Origin of the sequence: Obesumbacterium proteus, assembly GCF_001586165.1 — a bacterium.
In the GTDB taxonomy this organism is placed as follows: Bacteria; Pseudomonadota; Gammaproteobacteria; order Enterobacterales; family Enterobacteriaceae; genus Hafnia; species Hafnia protea.
This window is the reverse complement of record NZ_CP014608.1, coordinates 1,554,843-1,570,854: the sequence shown is the minus strand read 5'-3', so window position 1 is coordinate 1,570,854 and position 16,012 is coordinate 1,554,843. Positions and strand designations below refer to the sequence as shown.

Here is a 16,012-nt window from a genome sequence, read left to right as displayed (position 1 = left end):
TCAGTTAGCCAGCTCCAAGATGCGGGCAACTAGCTGAGAGAAGCTCAACCCATACTGGCGCGCCGCCATTGGAACCAGACTATGGCTGGTCATCCCCGGAGCCGTATTCACTTCCAGCAAATAAAACTCTCCATCGGCGTCCATCATAACGTCTACGCGTCCCCAGCCGCTGCAATCCAGCGATTTATAGGCTTTACGTGCCAGCTCAGCCAGTTCACGTTCGCGCTCTTCGCTCAAACCGCTTGGGCAGAAGTATTCAGTCTTATCCGACAAGTACTTAGCTTCATAATCATAGAAGACTCCCGGCGCTTGTATACGAATTGATGGTAAAATCTCTTCGCCCAAGAAAGCCACGGTGTATTCAGGGCCGCTTAACCACTTCTCAACCAGCACGTCGTCGTCATGGTGGAAGGCTTCAACCAACGCATCGTCGAACTCGCTGGCATCGCTGACTTTACTCATTCCGACGCTTGAACCTTCACGGCTCGGCTTAACGATCAGCGGTAAACCTAATGCATTCAGCTCAACCAACATTTCTTGAGTTAAGCCTTCATCAAACTGGTCACGGCTGATTGCAACAAAAGGCGACACCGGTAAGCCAGACGCCTGCCAAACCAGCTTGGTACGCAGTTTGTCCATGGTCAGCGCCGACGCCATTACGCCGCTGCCGGTATAAGGCAGTTGCAGGAACTCCAGAACCCCTTGCAGCGTTCCATCTTCACCACCACGGCCATGCAGAGCGATAAAGACCTTATCGAAGCCCGCGTCTTTTAATTGTGTCGCGGGGAAGTCTTTTATATCCACCGGATGCGCGTCAATACCCGCCTCTTTCAGACCATTCAGAACCGCTTGGCCTGACTGTAAAGAGACTTCACGCTCTGCGGAGGTACCACCCAGTAATACAGCAACTTTCTCAGCCATGATGTTTTTCATCCGTACTTGTTCTGTCAACGTTAATCGGCTGCAATTTCTGCTCAGCCAAAGTCCGCGCCACTTTGCCAATATTTCCGGCGCCCTGAGTCAAAATCAGGTCGTCATTTTCTAAAAACTGAGCCAGCGTAGCTGGCAATGTTGCAGCGTCAGACACCAGTACGGGATCTAACTTGCCACGGCCACGAATAGTGCGGCACAGAGAGCGGCTATCGGCTCCCGGAATTGGCGCTTCACCGGCGGAGTACACATCCAGCATCAATAAAACGTCAACCTGACACAGCACATTTGCAAAATCGTCATACAGGTCGCGGGTACGTGTGAAACGGTGCGGCTGGAATACCATCACCAGACGACGATCCGGCCATCCTGCGCGAGCCGCTTTAATCGTGGCGTCCACTTCCGTTGGGTGATGACCATAGTCATCCACCAGCATGGCTTTACCTTCTTTGCCGTTCACATTCTCCAGCGAGTACTCGCCAAGGAAGTCAAAGCGACGTCCGGTGCCTTGGAAGCCTTCTAGCGCACGTAGAATGTCTTCATCCGCAATCCCCTCTTCGGTGGCAACCGAAACGGCTGCTGCCGCGTTCAGGGCGTTGTGGCGGCCTGGCGCATTTAACGTTACCGCTAAACGAGGCTTATCCTGACGACAGATGAAGAAAGTGCCCTGTGCGCCATTTTGCTGATAGGACTCGATACGCACATCTGCATCATCGCTAAAACCGTAGGTAGTGATGTGACGTCCTACACGCGGTAATAACTCACGCACCACAGGATCATCAATGCACATCACCGCACGGCCATAGAACGGCAGGTTGTGCAGAAAATTAATAAACGTCTGCTTCAGATTCTCGAAGTCGCCATGGTAGGTATCCATATGATCGGCTTCGATATTAGTAACCACGGCAACCATCGGCTGTAGATGCAGGAAAGAGGCATCGCTTTCGTCTGCTTCAGCAATCAAATAACGGCTCGAGCCTAAACGCGCATGCGTGCCTGCCGCTTTCACCAGACCACCGTTTACAAACGTTGGATCCAAACCGGCTTCGGCATAAATGCTGGAAACCATCGCCGTTGTCGTTGTTTTGCCATGGGTGCCAGCAATCGCGATGCCATGACGAAAACGCATCAGCTCAGCCAGCATTTCAGCGCGGCGAATAACGGGAATACGCGCTTCACGCGCCGCAACGATCTCTGGGTTATCCGCAGAAATCGCCGTCGAAACCACAACCACGCTCGCGTCTTTGACGTTTTCAGGACGATGGTTGAAATATATCTGTGCGCCCAGTTCGGTTAACTGCTGCGTGACAGGGTTCGGCGCTAAATCAGAACCGCTAATTTGATAGCCTTCATTAGCCAACACTTCGGCAATACCGCCCATGCCCGCACCGCCGATGCCGACAAAGTGAATATGCCGGACGCGACGCATCTCAGGCACCATGGTACGCAGTTTCGCGAGTTGTTGAGTATTTACGTTCTTATTCACTGTTTCTCAGTTCTGTCATTTTGGCCGGTGCTAACAACTAGCGACCCGCTCAGCGGTAAATTATTTCGCAACTTCACAAATCACGGCGGCGACACGTTCAGTCGCATCGGGAATTGCAGCAGCGCGAGCTTTCTCTGCCATTTCTAACAGGGTTTGGCGATCCCATCCTGCCAACGTCGCCGTCACTGACTCCACGGTCAACTGTGGTTGTTCAATGATTTTTGCAGCGCCTGCTTTTTCTAGCGGCAACGCATTCCAATACTGTTGGCGATCTTTGTGCATGAACGGTACGAACAATGCAGGCAACCCAGCGGCCGCGATTTCGCTCACCGTCAGTGCACCAGAGCGACATACCACGACGTCTGCCCAGTCATAGGCTGCCGCCATGTCATCAATAAACTCAGTCACTTTGTGCTGCGTCTGACCGACTTTTTCATAGTCGGCTAATACCGTTGGCAAAGCGCCCTTCCCTACCTGATGCCACAGCGTAATTCGGCTACCCAGTTGCTCAGCAACTTTCGGCATGGTTTGGTTCAGGATGCGGGCTCCTTGGCTTCCGCCAACCACCAGCACTCGAATCGGCCCCATACGGCCAGCTAAACGCTGCTGTGGGGCTGGCAGCGCCAGAACGTCTTCACGCACTGGGTTACCCACCACGGGTGCATTCGGGAATGCGCCCGGAAAAGCCTGCAATACGCGCTTAGCAATCTTAGACAGCCAGCGGTTGGTTAAACCGGCAATCCCATTTTGTTCATGCAGCACAACCGGAACACCACATAGCCACGCAGCCAAACCACCGGGGCCTGAAACATATCCGCCCATACCTAAAACGGCGTCTGGCTTATAGGCCTTCATAATGGCTTTAGCTTGGCGAACCGCGCGGAAAATGCGGATTGGCGCGCCTAGCTGTGCCTTCAATCCTTTACCACGCAGGCCAGAAATCTGAATAAAATCAATTTCTATACCGTGCTGTGGGACCAACTGGGCTTCCATTCGATCGGCGGTGCCTAACCAACGCACCTGCCATCCTTGAGCCTGCAAATAATGCGCGACGGCTAAACCAGGGAACACATGCCCACCGGTGCCACCCGCCATTACCATCAGGCGTTTATTCTGTTGATGATCAGCATTGCTACTCATCGGGAACCCCTTACTACCGCCTGTGCTTTTTCCAGACGAGTTTCATAATCAATGCGTAACAGCAATACCAACGCGGTCGACATAATCAGCAAGCTGGAACCACCGTAACTAATTAGCGGCAACGTCAGACCTTTCGTCGGCAACATCCCTGCGGCAGCCCCAACGTTAACCAGTGCCTGAAAACTAAACCAAATACCGATGGCGCAGGCTAAAAAACCAGAAAAACGCTGATCTGCCTCTAACGCACGACGTCCGATCGACATAGCACGAAAAGCGACGAAGAATACCATTAACAAAGCAAGAACCACACCGAAATACCCAAGTTCCTCGCCTAAAATTGAGAAAATAAAGTCGGTGTGCGCTTCAGGTAAATACTCCAGTTTTTGTACCGAGTTACCCAAGCCCTGTCCCCAGAATTCACCGCGGCCAAAGGCCATCAGCGATTGCGTCAGCTGGTAACCACTGCCGAAAGGATCGGCCCATGGATTCCAGAACGACGTTACGCGGCGCATACGATACGGTTCTGCAATAATCAGTAACACAACGGCAAAAATACCGGAGCCGATAATGGCTAAGAATTGCCACATTTTGGCACCCGCCAAGAACAGCAAACCTAGCGTGGTCACAAACAGCACCACCACCGTACCCAAGTCAGGCTGAGCCAGCAGCAGAACCGCTAATACCACCATCACACCCATCGGTTTACAGAAGCCCCAGAAGTTCGAACGAACCTCTTCAACTTTGCGCACCAGATAGCTGGAGAGATAGCAAAACAGCGCCAGCTTGGAGATCTCTGCGGGCTGAATACGTAGCGGACCAAACGCAATCCAACGCGAAGCACCGTTCACCGAGCTACCGACCACGAGAACAATCAGCAGCATCGCAACGGCCATCAGTAATAACGCATTGCTATAGCGCTGCCAGATTTCCATCGGCACACGCAGCGTCACCATCGCCAGCCCAAACGCCAATGCCAGATACAGCGCATCACGTTTCGCAAACAGGAAAGGATCGTCTGCCAAACGTTGGCCAATTGGCATGGATGCTGATGTCACCATCACAAAGCCAATTGCCGCCAAACCAAAGGTCAGCCAGAGCAAAGTGCGATCGTACAGCACCACCATCGCCGCATCGCTCTCGCCCGCTCCCATCACCCACTCACGCAAACGCGTGATTAAACCAAAATGTGGCAACGAGAATTTAGGGCGCGGTAACCGCGGGAGTCGCAGACGCATCAGCCAAGCTCCTTGGCTAAACGGCTGAACTCGTCGCCGCGTTGTTCAAAGTTTTTAAACTGGTCAAGGCTAGCGCAGGCTGGAGATAACAGAACCATATCGCCGGTTTTCACTTTGGTAGCAATCACTCGCATCGCTTGTTCCATAGTCTCTGTCTGCTCGGCAATCTCAGGACGCAAAGCAGCGAGCTGCGCGCCATCCCGACCAAAGCAGTACAGACGCACGTTATCGCCTTGTAGGTATTGCGCCAATGCGCTGAAGTCGGCTGATTTGCCATCGCCACCGAGCAATAGATGCAAAGTGCCATCAACGTGTAAGCCATTGAGCGCCGCTTCAGTGCTGCCAACGTTGGTGGCCTTGGAATCATTAATCCAACGCACGCCGTTATGCTCCAATGACAGCTGGAAGCGATGTGCTAAACCGGTAAACGTTGTCAGTGCTTTTAAGCTCGAAGCACGTGGAATACCAACGGCATCCGCCAGCGCTAACGCAGCCAATGCGTTAGTGAAGTTATGTTTGCCGGTGACTTTCATTTCACGCGTATTGAGAACTTTTTCACCACGCACGCGCAGCCAAATCTCACCCTGCTGACGATTCAAATGATAATCGCCCACGTCGGCACCAAAACTCACGCAGCGCGAATCCGCACCGCGAATCGGCATCGTGAGCGCATCGTCGGAGTTAACCACGCAAACTTTGGCATTTTCATACACACGCAGCTTGGCAGCGCGGTATTGCTGCAACCCAAGCGGGTAGCGATCCATGTGATCTTCGGTGACATTCAGGATCGTGGCCGCAGCCGCCCGCAGGCTATTGGTGGTTTCTAACTGGAAGCTAGAGAGTTCAAGTACGTAAAGATCGCACTCTTGCTTTAGCAGCATCAGCGCAGGCAAACCGATATTGCCCCCCACGCCAACGTTCCAGCCCGCAGATTTAGCCATTTCGCCGACTAAGGTTGTTACGGTGCTTTTACCGTTAGACCCCGTGATAGCTACAATGGGAGCCTGCGCTTCGCGACAAAACAACTCAATATCACCCACGATCTCAACACCTGCTTCTGCCGCCACGCTGAGCGCAGGGGAAGCAAGGGTAATTCCGGGACTTGCAACGATGAGGTCGGCATCCAGCAGCCACTCTTGGTTCATATCGCCCAAGTGACGCTCGACGTTTTCCGGCAGCTTATCCAGCCCCGGTGGAGAAATACGGGTATCGATAACACGCGGCGTTACGCCACGTGCCAAGAAGAAATCAACGCATGACAGGCCCGTAAGCCCGAGGCCAATGATGACGACTTTCTTACCCTGATAGTCCACCATATTAACGCACCTTCAAGGTTGCTAGGCCAATCAGCACCAGCATCAGAGAGATAATCCAGAAGCGCACGATAACGCGAGGTTCTGGCCAGCCTTTCAGTTCATAGTGGTGATGGATTGGCGCCATACGGAAAATTCGCTGGCCGCGCAGTTTGAAGCTGCCCACCTGCAAAATAACCGAGAGGGTTTCCATCACAAATACGCCGCCCATAATCACCAGCAGGAATTCCTGACGCAGCAACACCGCGATCGTACCCAGCGCACCACCCAGAGCCAGAGAGCCAACATCGCCCATAAAGACCTGAGCTGGATAAGTGTTAAACCATAAGAATCCAAGCCCCGCGCCGACAATAGCCGTGCAGACAATCACCAGTTCACCGGCGTGACGCAGATAAGGAATATGCAGGTAAGCAGCAAAGTTCATGTTACCGGTCGCCCAAGCCACCAGCCCCATTCCCGCCGCAACAAAAACGGTAGGCATAATAGCCAATCCGTCTAAACCATCGGTGAGATTAACGGCGTTACTGGTACCCACAATCACAAAATAGCTCAGCAAGATATACAGCAGACCCAGCTGCGGCATGACATCCTTGAAGAAGGGAACCACCAGCTCGGTTGCCGGAGTTCCTTTACCGATGGAGTACATGGCAAAAGAAACTACCAGCGCAATCACCGACTGCCAGAAGTACTTCCAGCGTGCAATCAGGCCCTTGGTATTTTTACGTACCACTTTGCGATAATCATCAACAAAGCCGACAACGCCATAGCCGAGCAATACAAACAGCACGCACCAGACGTAAGGGTTAGACGGGTATGCCCACATCAACACGGAAATGGTGATGGAGGTCAGGATCATCAGTCCGCCCATCGTTGGCGTACCGCGCTTGCTGAAATGCGATTCAGGGCCGTCGTTACGAACAACCTGACCGAAAGACATTTTTTGCAGGCGAGCAATCATTCGCGGCCCAATCCACAGCGACAGGAACAGCGCCGTCAACAAGCTGACAATGGCGCGGAACGTCAGATAGGAAAAGACGTTGAAGCCGGAATAGTATTTGACCAAGTGTTCGGCCAGCCAGACTAACATGATTGATTCTCCTGCATTTCCTGCACAGATAAGCCTCGTACTACCTGCTCCATAGCGGCACTACGTGAACCTTTAACTAAAATGGTGATCGCCGCATGTTCGCATAACAGGTTTTTTAGGCGCTCAATCAGAGCCGTTTTGTCCGTGAAATGTTCACCACAACCACTGGTCTCGCTGATGAGATGGCTTAAACGGCCAACGCTCAGCACTTTATCAATCCCCGCCTCGCGAGCCGCAATGCCCACCTGACGATGACAATCTTCTTCTTCAGCGCCCAACTCGCCCATATCACCCACCACCATGACGCGATAGCCAGGCATTGAGCCCAACACCTGCGCTGCCGCGGTCATAGAGCCCACGTTGGCGTTATAGGTATCATCGAGAATCAGCTGTTCTGAATTCAAACGGATCGGGAATAAGCGACCGGGAACCGCTTTGAGTTCGCTTAATCCGTTGCGCACATTCTCAAGCGTTGCGCCTACTGACATCGTCAGCGCAGCCGCCGCGAGCGCATTCGCGATGTTATGACGACCCGGCAGCGGCAGAACCACCGGCGCAGTACCAAACGGCGTGTGCAGATCAAACTCGGTGCCTTGATGTGTCACGCGGACATCGCTGGCAAAGAAATCCACGGACTCAGCGGCCTGCGGAGAGAAACGCCATACGCGCTGGTTGGTAATCTTTTCTTGCCAATGTGGCCAGTCGTTATTATCGGCATTGATAATGGCTGTGCCGTTCGCGGCCAAACCATCAAAAATCTCACCTTTGGCTTTGGCTACACCGGCTAAGGAACCGAAGCCTTCCAAATGTGCAGCAGCCAGATTATTAACTAAGGCACTTTCTGGCTTAACCAGATCTACCGTATAGGCAATTTCGCCCACGTGGTTGGCGCCCAGCTCAATCACCGCATATTCATGCTGTGGCTCAAGGCGTAATAACGTCAGCGGCACGCCGATGTCATTATTAAAATTACCCGAGGTATACAGCACGTTGCCGCATTGGCGCAGAATCTCCGCGCTCATCTCTTTCACCGACGTTTTGCCCGATGAACCGGTAAGCGCGATAACGCGAGCGGGCATTTGCTGACGAACCCATGCGCCAAGCAACCCCAGCGCAATACGCGTATCAGCAACCACAATCTGCGGAGCATCAATCGGTAAGTGTTTACTTACTAGCAAAGCGCCAGCGCCCTGACTCACTGCATCGGCCGCAAAATCATGAGCATCAAATTTTTCGCCTTTCAACGCGATAAACAAGCAGCCGTCGGTTAGCTTGCGCGTATCGGTCACAACATCAGTAATTTGTGTATCAGCACCAATCAACTGGCCGTTAACCGCCTCAGCGATAGCCTGCAAAGAAACAGGGATCATGCAATCACCCCCAGCAGACGTGCTACGGTCACGCGATCGGAATAATCCAAACGACGGTTGCCAACCAGTTGATAATCTTCATGGCCTTTGCCTGCCACGAGAATCACATCATCAGGCTTAGCCTGCATGATGGCTCCGGTAACGGCTTCGGCGCGGCCAGAAACAGCCTGTGCACGGCCTGCATCAAGCATGCCGTTCAGAATATCGGCCATGATGGCGCGAGGCTCTTCGCTACGCGGGTTATCGTCAGTGACAACAACGCGATCGGCATATTGCTCAGCAATCACCCCCATAAGTGGGCGCTTACCTTTATCGCGATCGCCGCCGCAGCCAAATACGCACCATAGCTGGCCTTTGCAGTGCAAACGCGCCGCTTCAAGCGCTTTCTCTAGTGCATCCGGCGTATGCGCATAGTCAACAACGACGGTTGGCTTACCAGGAGCAGCGAACACTTCCATGCGGCCACATACGGGCTGCAACTGAGCAGAGCTTTTACACAACGCTTCTAATGGATAGCCAAGTGCCAGCATGGTAGCGGCAGCAACCAGCAAATTGCTGACGTTAAAGGCTCCCATCAAGCGGCTTTCCAGCAAGCCTTTACCCCATGAAGAGTCAAAGCTGATGCTTGCGCCACCGTCGTGATAATCAACGTCGGTCGCTGAAACCCAGCGCCCAGACCAATTTTCTGGCAAGCGCTGTTCCATGGTTACCGCAATGGCATCTGGAGACTTAGCCAACCAGCGCTGACCGACTTCATCGTCAGCGTTAATAATTTTTTCACCGCTGTGGTGAGTGGAGAACAGCAGCCATTTAGCCTGTTCGTAATGCGCCATGTCACCATGGTAATCCAGATGATCGCGGCTCAGATTGGTGAATACCGATGCAGCAAACGGCAGATCGGCAACGCGATCTTGCACTAAACCATGGGAAGAAACTTCCATCGCCGCCAGCGTGGCGCCTTGAGACACCAAGCTGCGCAGCAAATGCTGCACATCAACCGCAGAACCGGTCGTATTTTCACTTGGATGAACTTGACCCTGTAGGCCATTGCCCACCGTTCCCATTACCGCACTGGTTTCGCCTAATAGCTGGCCCCACTGTGCCAACAATTGGGTAATGGTCGTTTTGCCGTTGGTTCCTGTTACGCCGATTAAGCGCAAATCAGCACCCGGCTGATGGTAAAAGCGTCCTGCCAACGCGGATAAGCGCTGGTTTAACTGACTCAGGTAGATAACGGGAACGCCGTGGCTCTCGCGAACGGTGCCATCTTCTGCTTCCCCATCTGCCTCAGCGATGACTGCAGCAACGCCTTGCGCTATCGCTTGCGGAATATAACGGCGACCATCTACCGCGTGGCCAACGATCGCCACAAACAGATCACCCGCAGCCGCAACGCGGCTGTCTAATGTCATCTCTCGCAAAACGCGCTCCGGAGCATCTGCTACCCAAGGAGCCAAAAGCGCGCGCAAATTACGATCTGCCACCTGAACCCTCTTTTTTATTGTTCACTAATTCGTTTTTATCACCCGTGGGCAACGCATCCGGCTCAACGTTCATGGTGCGCAGAACGCCGCCCATGATAGCGCCGAAGATCGGAGCAGATACCGCACCACCGTAATACTTCCCTGCCTGCGGATCGTTAATGACCACAACCAGAGCAAATCGAGGATTACTTGCTGGCGCAACGCCAGCGGTATAAGCAATGTATTTATCTACATAACGGCCATCTGGACCGACTTTTTTCGCGGTCCCTGTTTTAATCGCGATGCGATAGCCTTTGATTGCTGCTTTTGTCCCACCACCGCCCGGCAGTGCAACGCTTTCCATCATGTGCACAACCGTGCGAACGATGGGCTCAGGGAATACGCGTTCGCCCGGAACCGGTGGATCGACTTTGGTAATCGACAGCGGACGATAAATCCCAAGGCTGCCAATCGTTGCATAGACACGTGCTAGCTGTAACGGCGTTACCATTAGCCCATATCCGAAAGAAAAGGTGGCCCTCTCTATGTCAGACCACCGTTGTTTTTTGGGTACATGCCACTACTTTCTCCGACCAGCCCCAAATTGGTCGCCTTACCCAATCCAAAGTGCGAGTAGGTTTCTACCAGCGCAGAGGACGGCATCGCTAACGCCAGCTTTGATACACCGACGTTACTCGACTTCTGTAGAATCCCCGTAATGGAGAGTTCTGAGTAACGGGCCACGTCTTTAATCTGGTGCCCGTTAACAAAATAAGGGAGCGTATTCAGTACGCTATTCTCTTTCACCACGTTGTGCTGTAACGCGGTCATCACCACCATCGGCTTCACCGTGGAACCCGGTTCGAAGATGTCGGTAATAGCGCGGTTACGCATGGTTTCTTTAGGCGTATCGGCCAAATTATTGGGGTTATACGATGGGCTGTTTGCCATCGCCAACACTTCGCCGGTATTCACGTCAACCAGCACAGCAGTACCAGATTCCGCTTTGTTAAACGCCACCGCGTTATTTAACTCACGGTAGACCAACGCCTGTAGACGTTCATCGATACTGAGCGCCAAGTTATGCGCGGCTTGGCTATCCACCGAGGAAATATCTTCAATCACGCGGCCAAAGCGGTCTTTACGCACGGTACGTTCACCCGGCTGGCCGGTTAGCCAGCGGTCAAAGCTCTTTTCAACGCCTTCGATCCCCTGACCATCAATGTTGGTCACACCGATGATGTGAGCGGTTACTTGCCCAGCAGGATAATAACGACGGGATTCTTGCTTGAGGAAAATACCTGGAAGCTTCAGCTTATGGATGTAATCAGCCATCGCCGGATTCACCTGACGAGCGAGATAAACAAAGCGCCCTTTCGGGTTGGCGTTGATACGCGCAGCCATTTTATCCAGCGGCATTTCCAGCGCATCGGCCAGCGCCTTCCAACGTGAATCCAGCGTTATACCACCGCGTTCATTCACTTCTTTCGGATCGGCCCAAATGGCATTAACAGGCACGCTCACGGCCAACGGGCGGCCTGCACGATCGCTAATCATCCCGCGTGAAGTCAGAATAGGCTGCGTGCGCAAAGAACGCGCATCGCCTTCACGCACTAAGCGATCGGGATTAATCACCTGCAAATAAGCCACGCGGCCTAACAAACCCATCAAGGCAATAAATATGCACCCACAGAGCAACGCAAAACGCCAGCTGACAAAGCTGGCCTGATCTTCCTGACGCTTTAACTTTCCGGGTCGCACTGCTTTCATTGATTACACATTTACCTACGTCGAAGGTGGTCTGTTGAAAACATTGTTAACTCATTGCTTAACAACAATGTTTTCTTGAGATGGATCTACGTGCTGCATCTGCAGCTTCTCGGTGGCAATACGTTCGACACGGCTATGATCGCCTAACGCATTCTCTTCCAGAATCAGGTTGCGCCACTCGATATCCAGAGCATCGCGTTCAAGCACCAGTTGCTCACGCTGTGCGGTCAGCAAGCGTGTTTTATGCGTGGTCGTCACCACAAGCACCGCGGATACCAAAACGCCGATAAACAGAATCAGAGGCAGTTTACCGTGGCGGAGAATATCTCCGCCGATAACGGCAACTAGCGTATGGCGCTCATTGCCGATCATTCTGTCGTCCTTTCCGCAAAGCGCAGCACCGAGCTACGAGCACGTGGGTTAACGTTCACTTCCTCACCGCTCGGTTTCATTTTGCCCAACGCTTTCAGCTTACGTCCGCCCTGACTGCGCAGCTGCGCTTCTGTCAGAGGAATACCCGCAGGAACCTGTGGCCCACGGCTATGGTGACGAATAAACTGTTTTACAATGCGGTCTTCCAGCGAATGGAAACTGATAATCGACAGGCGACCTTCTGGGGCGAGAATCTCTAGCGCGCCGTTCAGTGCACGTTCGATCTCTTCCAATTCGCTGTTGATATAAATACGAATCGCTTGGAAGCTGCGCGTTGCCGGATGCTTATGTTTTTCACGGAATGGGCTGGCGTTTGCAATCAGCGTGGCCAGTTCATGCGTGCGGGTCATTGGCTCAAGGCGATTACGCTCCACGATGGCGCGCGCAATACGCTTGGCAAAGCGCTCTTCGCCAAAGGTCTTCAGCACCCAAGCAATATCCTCTTCTTCCGCTTTCATCAGCCATTCAGCTGCGGACAAACCACGCGTTGGGTCCATTCGCATGTCGAGCGGTCCATCACGCATGAAAGAGAAGCCGCGCTCAGCATCATCGAGCTGCGGAGAGGAAACGCCCAAATCGAGAAGAACGCCGTTGATTTGGCCTTCTAGGCCGAGTTCACGTACATAGCTCGCCATATCGGAAAACGGGCCATGAACGATAGAGAAACGTGGATCGGTGATTTCTGCTGCGGCGGCAATAGCCTGCGGGTCACGATCGATAGCCACTAAGCGTCCTTCTGGCCCAAGCTGGGACAAAATAAGACGTGAATGACCACCGCGACCAAAAGTGCCATCAATGTAAATGCCGTTACTGCGCAGATTAAGGCCATTCACAGCCTCATCCAGCAACACGGTCTTGTGTTGGTAATTTTCTTCTGACATGACTATAACGACAAATCCTGTAGCCGCTCGGATAAAGGCTCCGTTGCGGTCTGTTGTGCGTCAATATCTTCCTTGACCTGTTGATACCAGTTTTCTTCATCCCACAGTTCAAACTTGTTGAACTGCCCAACTAGCATCACTTGTTTTGTAAGCCCAGCATGCTGTCGCAACGTACTTGCAATCAGCAATCGACCGGCGCTATCCATCTGGCATTCGCTGGCATGACCTAGCAGCAGACGCTGAATGCGACGCTCGACAGGATTCATACTCGAAAGACGCGATAGTTTTTGTTCAATCACTTCCCACTGCGGAAGTGTGTAAAGCAATAGGCATGGCTGATGGAGATCGATGGTGCAAACCATTTGACCTTGCGATTCCTCAAGCAGTAATTCGCGATAGCGCATTGGAACCGCTAAGCGTCCTTTACCGTCAAGGTTGATGGTTGTTGCGCCACGAAACATACCTAAATTACCCCTCGTTGCCCCATCTCACCACTTTACACCACAAATTCCCACATAAGGAAGTTTACGGAGGGTAGGAAAACCTTGTCAAGCCAGAGCGGATGCGGTTTGGGATTATTTTTGCCTGAAGTGAAATTAAAACCATTCACAACGAAAACTCTGAAAGAGAAATAATAAAATTAACATCATGATAAATTAAGGGAAATTCTTGGAAGGGAGTGTTACTAACGAGAAACACAAAATTTTTACCAAAAATTAAAATTTAACCAGACTTTGCAATATGGCTCTCATTTTGAACATGTCTTGTATAATTTACATACGCTTTACAGTAGTAAATATAAAGCTAATTCAACCTTAGCCAATCGTCGTCAGAAAATTAAAAATACCTTTAAAAATCAATAAAATAATTTAATTACCATTCAACATAGTTTTTCTGATAACCATTTTATCTCACTTTATCCCGAGATAATAATCGGTTTGAGGATTAATTATCTAACTGCCTTTATTCAAAAGGCATTGAGTATTTCGTTCTCTCAATCCTTACCACCTCAGATAGTTCTCAAATATTCATTTTTATTTTATTCAGACGATTATTAGAACAACACAAACCATTCATTATCCTTCCCTGTACGATTTCCATCCAAGAAATTGAATAAGAACATAAAAATTACCGGCATGGTGATAAATCATGCGTTTTGCCCATTCTTGTCATTCGCGCAGATTTTTGTAGCAAATCCGTCTTTAAATAATAATTTTTCACTAGTTAAAAAACATACGGCGAGCATGTATGCTATTCATACAAAAATAAGCAGTTCATAAAACCATTAAGAGCAAGCAAAACCAGTATTAATGACTAGTTTCAACATGGAGTTAGCCGTTATGTTTTCATCCGATTCTCGTGCTCGTAGTGCAGCCGCCGATATTTTTGCACTGGTGGTTTACTCCTTCATCGTCGGTATGGCGATTGAAGTCTTTCTCTCTGGAATGAGCTTTAGCCAATCACTGTCATCTCGCCTACTTTCCATTCCGGTCAACATTCTTATCGCTTGGCCGTATGGCATATATCGTGATTGGTTTATTCGTCAGTCACAGCGTTGCAGCCCAACCGGAGCGGCTAAAATCGTGGCCGATCTGCTTGCCTATGTCTCTTTTCAGTCGCCGGTATACGCCATTATTTTGTGGTCTGTGGGTGCCGACGGTGCGCAAATTATCGCGGCGGTCACCAGTAACGCCGTGGTATCGATGGCAATGGGTGTCGCCTACGGCTATTTTTAGATTATTGCCGCAGGCTGTTTAAAGTGTCTGCCCATGCCAATAAAGTTCAGGTCAATAAAGTACAGGCGTAAAAAAAGCGCCGGTTACCACCGGCGCCTTCTCACTTCATCGTTTTACTTAATTCTTTCGGCATTACATCCGGTTAAGGCGACCACGCTTGAGCAGTACACGACGCATTCGGCTTAAACCCGCTTTTGGCTTCTTCGGCTCATCCAAACTCGCCAATACCAATTCCAGTACGCGTTCGGCGATATCACGATGGCGTTGCCCCACCGATAAAACAGGGCAATCGAGGAAATCCAGTAGCTCATTGTCGCCAAAGGTTGCGATCGCAAGATCGGTTGGCAAATGACCATGATGCTTCAACGTGACATCCAGCACCCCCTGCAGAAGCGGGAATGACGTGGTGAACAAAGCCTGCGGCATTTCATTATCTTTAAGCCAATTAGAGAACGCTACGCCCGCGGCATCACGTTCGTAGCTATTGGTGTAAAGATATTGCACTTCACGCGGATCGTCGCGCCATGCGTCTCGGAATCCCTGCTCGCGTAAGAAACTCACCGACAGCTCAGGCAAAGCACCGAGATACAGAACCGATTTAGCCGGGAATTTGCGTAATTCTTCCGCCAACATCTCGGAATCCTCACGATCGGCCCCCACAACGCTAATAAAGTTTTCAGGATCTAACGCACGATCCAGCGCAATGATCGGCAAAGGATCGTTGACCCAACGCTGGTAGAACGGGTGTTCCGGCGGCAGAGCGGTCGAGACAATGATGGCATCAACCTGACGCTGTAACAGGTGCTCGATACACCGCATTTCGTTATCTGGCTGATCTTCTGAACAGGCGATCAACAGCTGATAGCCTCTTTGGCGTGCCTGACGCTCAAGATAGTTTGCAATGCGGGTGTAGCTGGTGTTTTCCAAATCAGGAATAACCAGCCCAATAGAACGGGTGCGGCCAGCACGTAAACCTGCAGCCACGGCGTTTGGATGATAGTTATGCTCACGTACCACAGCCATCACTTTTTCAACCGTTTTATCACTCACACGGTACTGTTTGGCCTTACCGTTAATGACATAACTGGCCGTCGTCCGCGAAACTCCAGCAAGACGCGCGATTTCATCCAACTTCACGTTATCCCCTTACGCATCAAATTAATTAAGAA

At 51.5% G+C, this 16,012-nt stretch carries 12 protein-coding genes and 2 pseudogenes; 1 reads left to right on the top strand and 13 read right to left on the bottom strand.

Annotated features, from left to right (window positions below; translation table 11 throughout):
- The 12 genes and pseudogenes from DSM2777_RS07230 to mraZ form a co-directional block, all read right to left on the bottom strand.
- The gene (locus tag DSM2777_RS07230; protein ID WP_061555347.1) at positions 1-921 is read right to left on the bottom strand and encodes a D-alanine--D-alanine ligase; all 921 of its coding nucleotides are present in this window, start codon (positions 919-921) and stop codon (positions 1-3) included.
- Positions 914-2,371: a UDP-N-acetylmuramate--L-alanine ligase gene (gene murC, locus DSM2777_RS07225; protein ID WP_061555346.1), complete on the bottom strand. Its 1,458-nt coding sequence runs from the start codon at positions 2,369-2,371 to the stop codon at positions 914-916. The genes DSM2777_RS07230 and murC overlap by 8 nt, the downstream gene beginning before the upstream one ends.
- Positions 2,372-2,476: 105 nt before the next feature.
- On the bottom strand, positions 2,477-3,556 hold the full coding sequence (gene murG, locus DSM2777_RS07220; RefSeq protein WP_025800362.1) for an undecaprenyldiphospho-muramoylpentapeptide beta-N-acetylglucosaminyltransferase: 1,080 nt from the start codon (positions 3,554-3,556) through the stop codon (positions 2,477-2,479).
- The gene (gene ftsW, locus DSM2777_RS07215) at positions 3,553-4,707 is read right to left on the bottom strand and encodes a cell division protein FtsW (protein ID WP_230676541.1); all 1,155 of its coding nucleotides are present in this window, start codon (positions 4,705-4,707) and stop codon (positions 3,553-3,555) included. Before ftsW ends, murG begins: the two co-directional genes overlap by 4 nt.
- Before the next feature lie 83 nt (positions 4,708-4,790).
- Positions 4,791-6,107 carry a UDP-N-acetylmuramoyl-L-alanine--D-glutamate ligase gene (gene murD / locus DSM2777_RS07210; protein WP_061553547.1) on the bottom strand — a complete coding sequence of 439 codons (1,317 nt, stop codon included), beginning with the start codon at positions 6,105-6,107 and terminating at the stop codon, positions 4,791-4,793.
- Position 6,108: 1 nt separating this feature from the next.
- Complete coding sequence (gene mraY / locus DSM2777_RS07205; protein ID WP_004094552.1) at positions 6,109-7,191, bottom strand: phospho-N-acetylmuramoyl-pentapeptide-transferase; 1,083 nt, start codon at positions 7,189-7,191, stop codon at positions 6,109-6,111.
- Entirely contained in the window at positions 7,185-8,561 is a 1,377-nt protein-coding gene (gene murF, locus DSM2777_RS07200; protein ID WP_061553546.1) for a UDP-N-acetylmuramoyl-tripeptide--D-alanyl-D-alanine ligase, read from the bottom strand. The genes mraY and murF overlap by 7 nt, the downstream gene beginning before the upstream one ends.
- Positions 8,558-10,045, bottom strand: coding sequence for a UDP-N-acetylmuramoyl-L-alanyl-D-glutamate--2,6-diaminopimelate ligase (gene murE / locus DSM2777_RS07195; RefSeq protein ID WP_061553545.1), 1,488 nt, complete (start codon positions 10,043-10,045; stop codon positions 8,558-8,560). The genes murF and murE overlap by 4 nt, the downstream gene beginning before the upstream one ends.
- A pseudogene (locus DSM2777_RS07190) lies at positions 10,032-11,794 on the bottom strand (peptidoglycan glycosyltransferase FtsI). Before DSM2777_RS07190 ends, murE begins: the two are co-directional and overlap by 14 nt.
- A gap of 51 nt (positions 11,795-11,845) precedes the next feature.
- Positions 11,846-12,166: a cell division protein FtsL gene (gene ftsL, locus DSM2777_RS07185; protein ID WP_004094561.1), complete on the bottom strand. Its 321-nt coding sequence runs from the start codon at positions 12,164-12,166 to the stop codon at positions 11,846-11,848.
- Positions 12,163-13,107, bottom strand: a complete 945-nt coding sequence (gene rsmH, locus DSM2777_RS07180; protein WP_040045384.1) for a 16S rRNA (cytosine(1402)-N(4))-methyltransferase RsmH — start codon at positions 13,105-13,107, stop codon at positions 12,163-12,165. The genes ftsL and rsmH overlap by 4 nt, the downstream gene beginning before the upstream one ends.
- A gap of 2 nt (positions 13,108-13,109) precedes the next feature.
- Positions 13,110-13,568, bottom strand: coding sequence for a division/cell wall cluster transcriptional repressor MraZ (gene mraZ, locus DSM2777_RS07175; RefSeq protein ID WP_004094563.1), 459 nt, complete (start codon positions 13,566-13,568; stop codon positions 13,110-13,112).
- Between the two features lie 879 nt (positions 13,569-14,447).
- On the opposite strand from mraZ, the pseudogene DSM2777_RS07170 reads away from it, so the two are divergent.
- Positions 14,448-14,914 (top strand): annotated as a pseudogene (locus tag DSM2777_RS07170) (L-alanine exporter AlaE).
- Positions 14,915-14,975: 61 nt separating this feature from the next.
- On the opposite strand, the gene cra reads toward DSM2777_RS07170, so the two are convergent.
- Positions 14,976-15,980 (bottom strand): catabolite repressor/activator, encoded by a 1,005-nt coding sequence (gene cra / locus DSM2777_RS07165; RefSeq protein WP_025800372.1) that lies wholly within the window; start codon positions 15,978-15,980, stop codon positions 14,976-14,978.
- Positions 15,981-16,012: the final 32 nt, after the last annotated feature.

What these genes read in the sequence shown, in the direction of transcription:
- DSM2777_RS07230 (WP_061555347.1), bottom strand. Translation starts at nt 921, where the DNA reads ATGGCTGAGAAAGTTGCTGTATTACTGGGTGGTACCTCCGCAGAGCGT.
- ftsW (WP_230676541.1), bottom strand. Translation starts at nt 4,707, where the DNA reads ATGGGAGCGGGCGAGAGCGATGCGGCGATGGTGGTGCTGTACGATCGC.
- murD (WP_061553547.1), bottom strand. Translation starts at nt 6,107, where the DNA reads ATGGTGGACTATCAGGGTAAGAAAGTCGTCATCATTGGCCTCGGGCTT.
- mraZ (WP_004094563.1), bottom strand. Translation starts at nt 13,568, where the DNA reads ATGTTTCGTGGCGCAACAACCATCAACCTTGACGGTAAAGGACGCTTA.
- murG (WP_025800362.1), bottom strand. Translation starts at nt 3,556, where the DNA reads ATGAGTAGCAATGCTGATCATCAACAGAATAAACGCCTGATGGTAATG.
- rsmH (WP_040045384.1), bottom strand. Translation starts at nt 13,107, where the DNA reads ATGTCAGAAGAAAATTACCAACACAAGACCGTGTTGCTGGATGAGGCT.
- mraY (WP_004094552.1), bottom strand. Translation starts at nt 7,191, where the DNA reads ATGTTAGTCTGGCTGGCCGAACACTTGGTCAAATACTATTCCGGCTTC.
- ftsL (WP_004094561.1), bottom strand. Translation starts at nt 12,166, where the DNA reads ATGATCGGCAATGAGCGCCATACGCTAGTTGCCGTTATCGGCGGAGAT.
- murF (WP_061553546.1), bottom strand. Translation starts at nt 8,561, where the DNA reads ATGATCCCTGTTTCTTTGCAGGCTATCGCTGAGGCGGTTAACGGCCAG.
- murC (WP_061555346.1), bottom strand. Translation starts at nt 2,371, where the DNA reads ATGGTGCCTGAGATGCGTCGCGTCCGGCATATTCACTTTGTCGGCATC.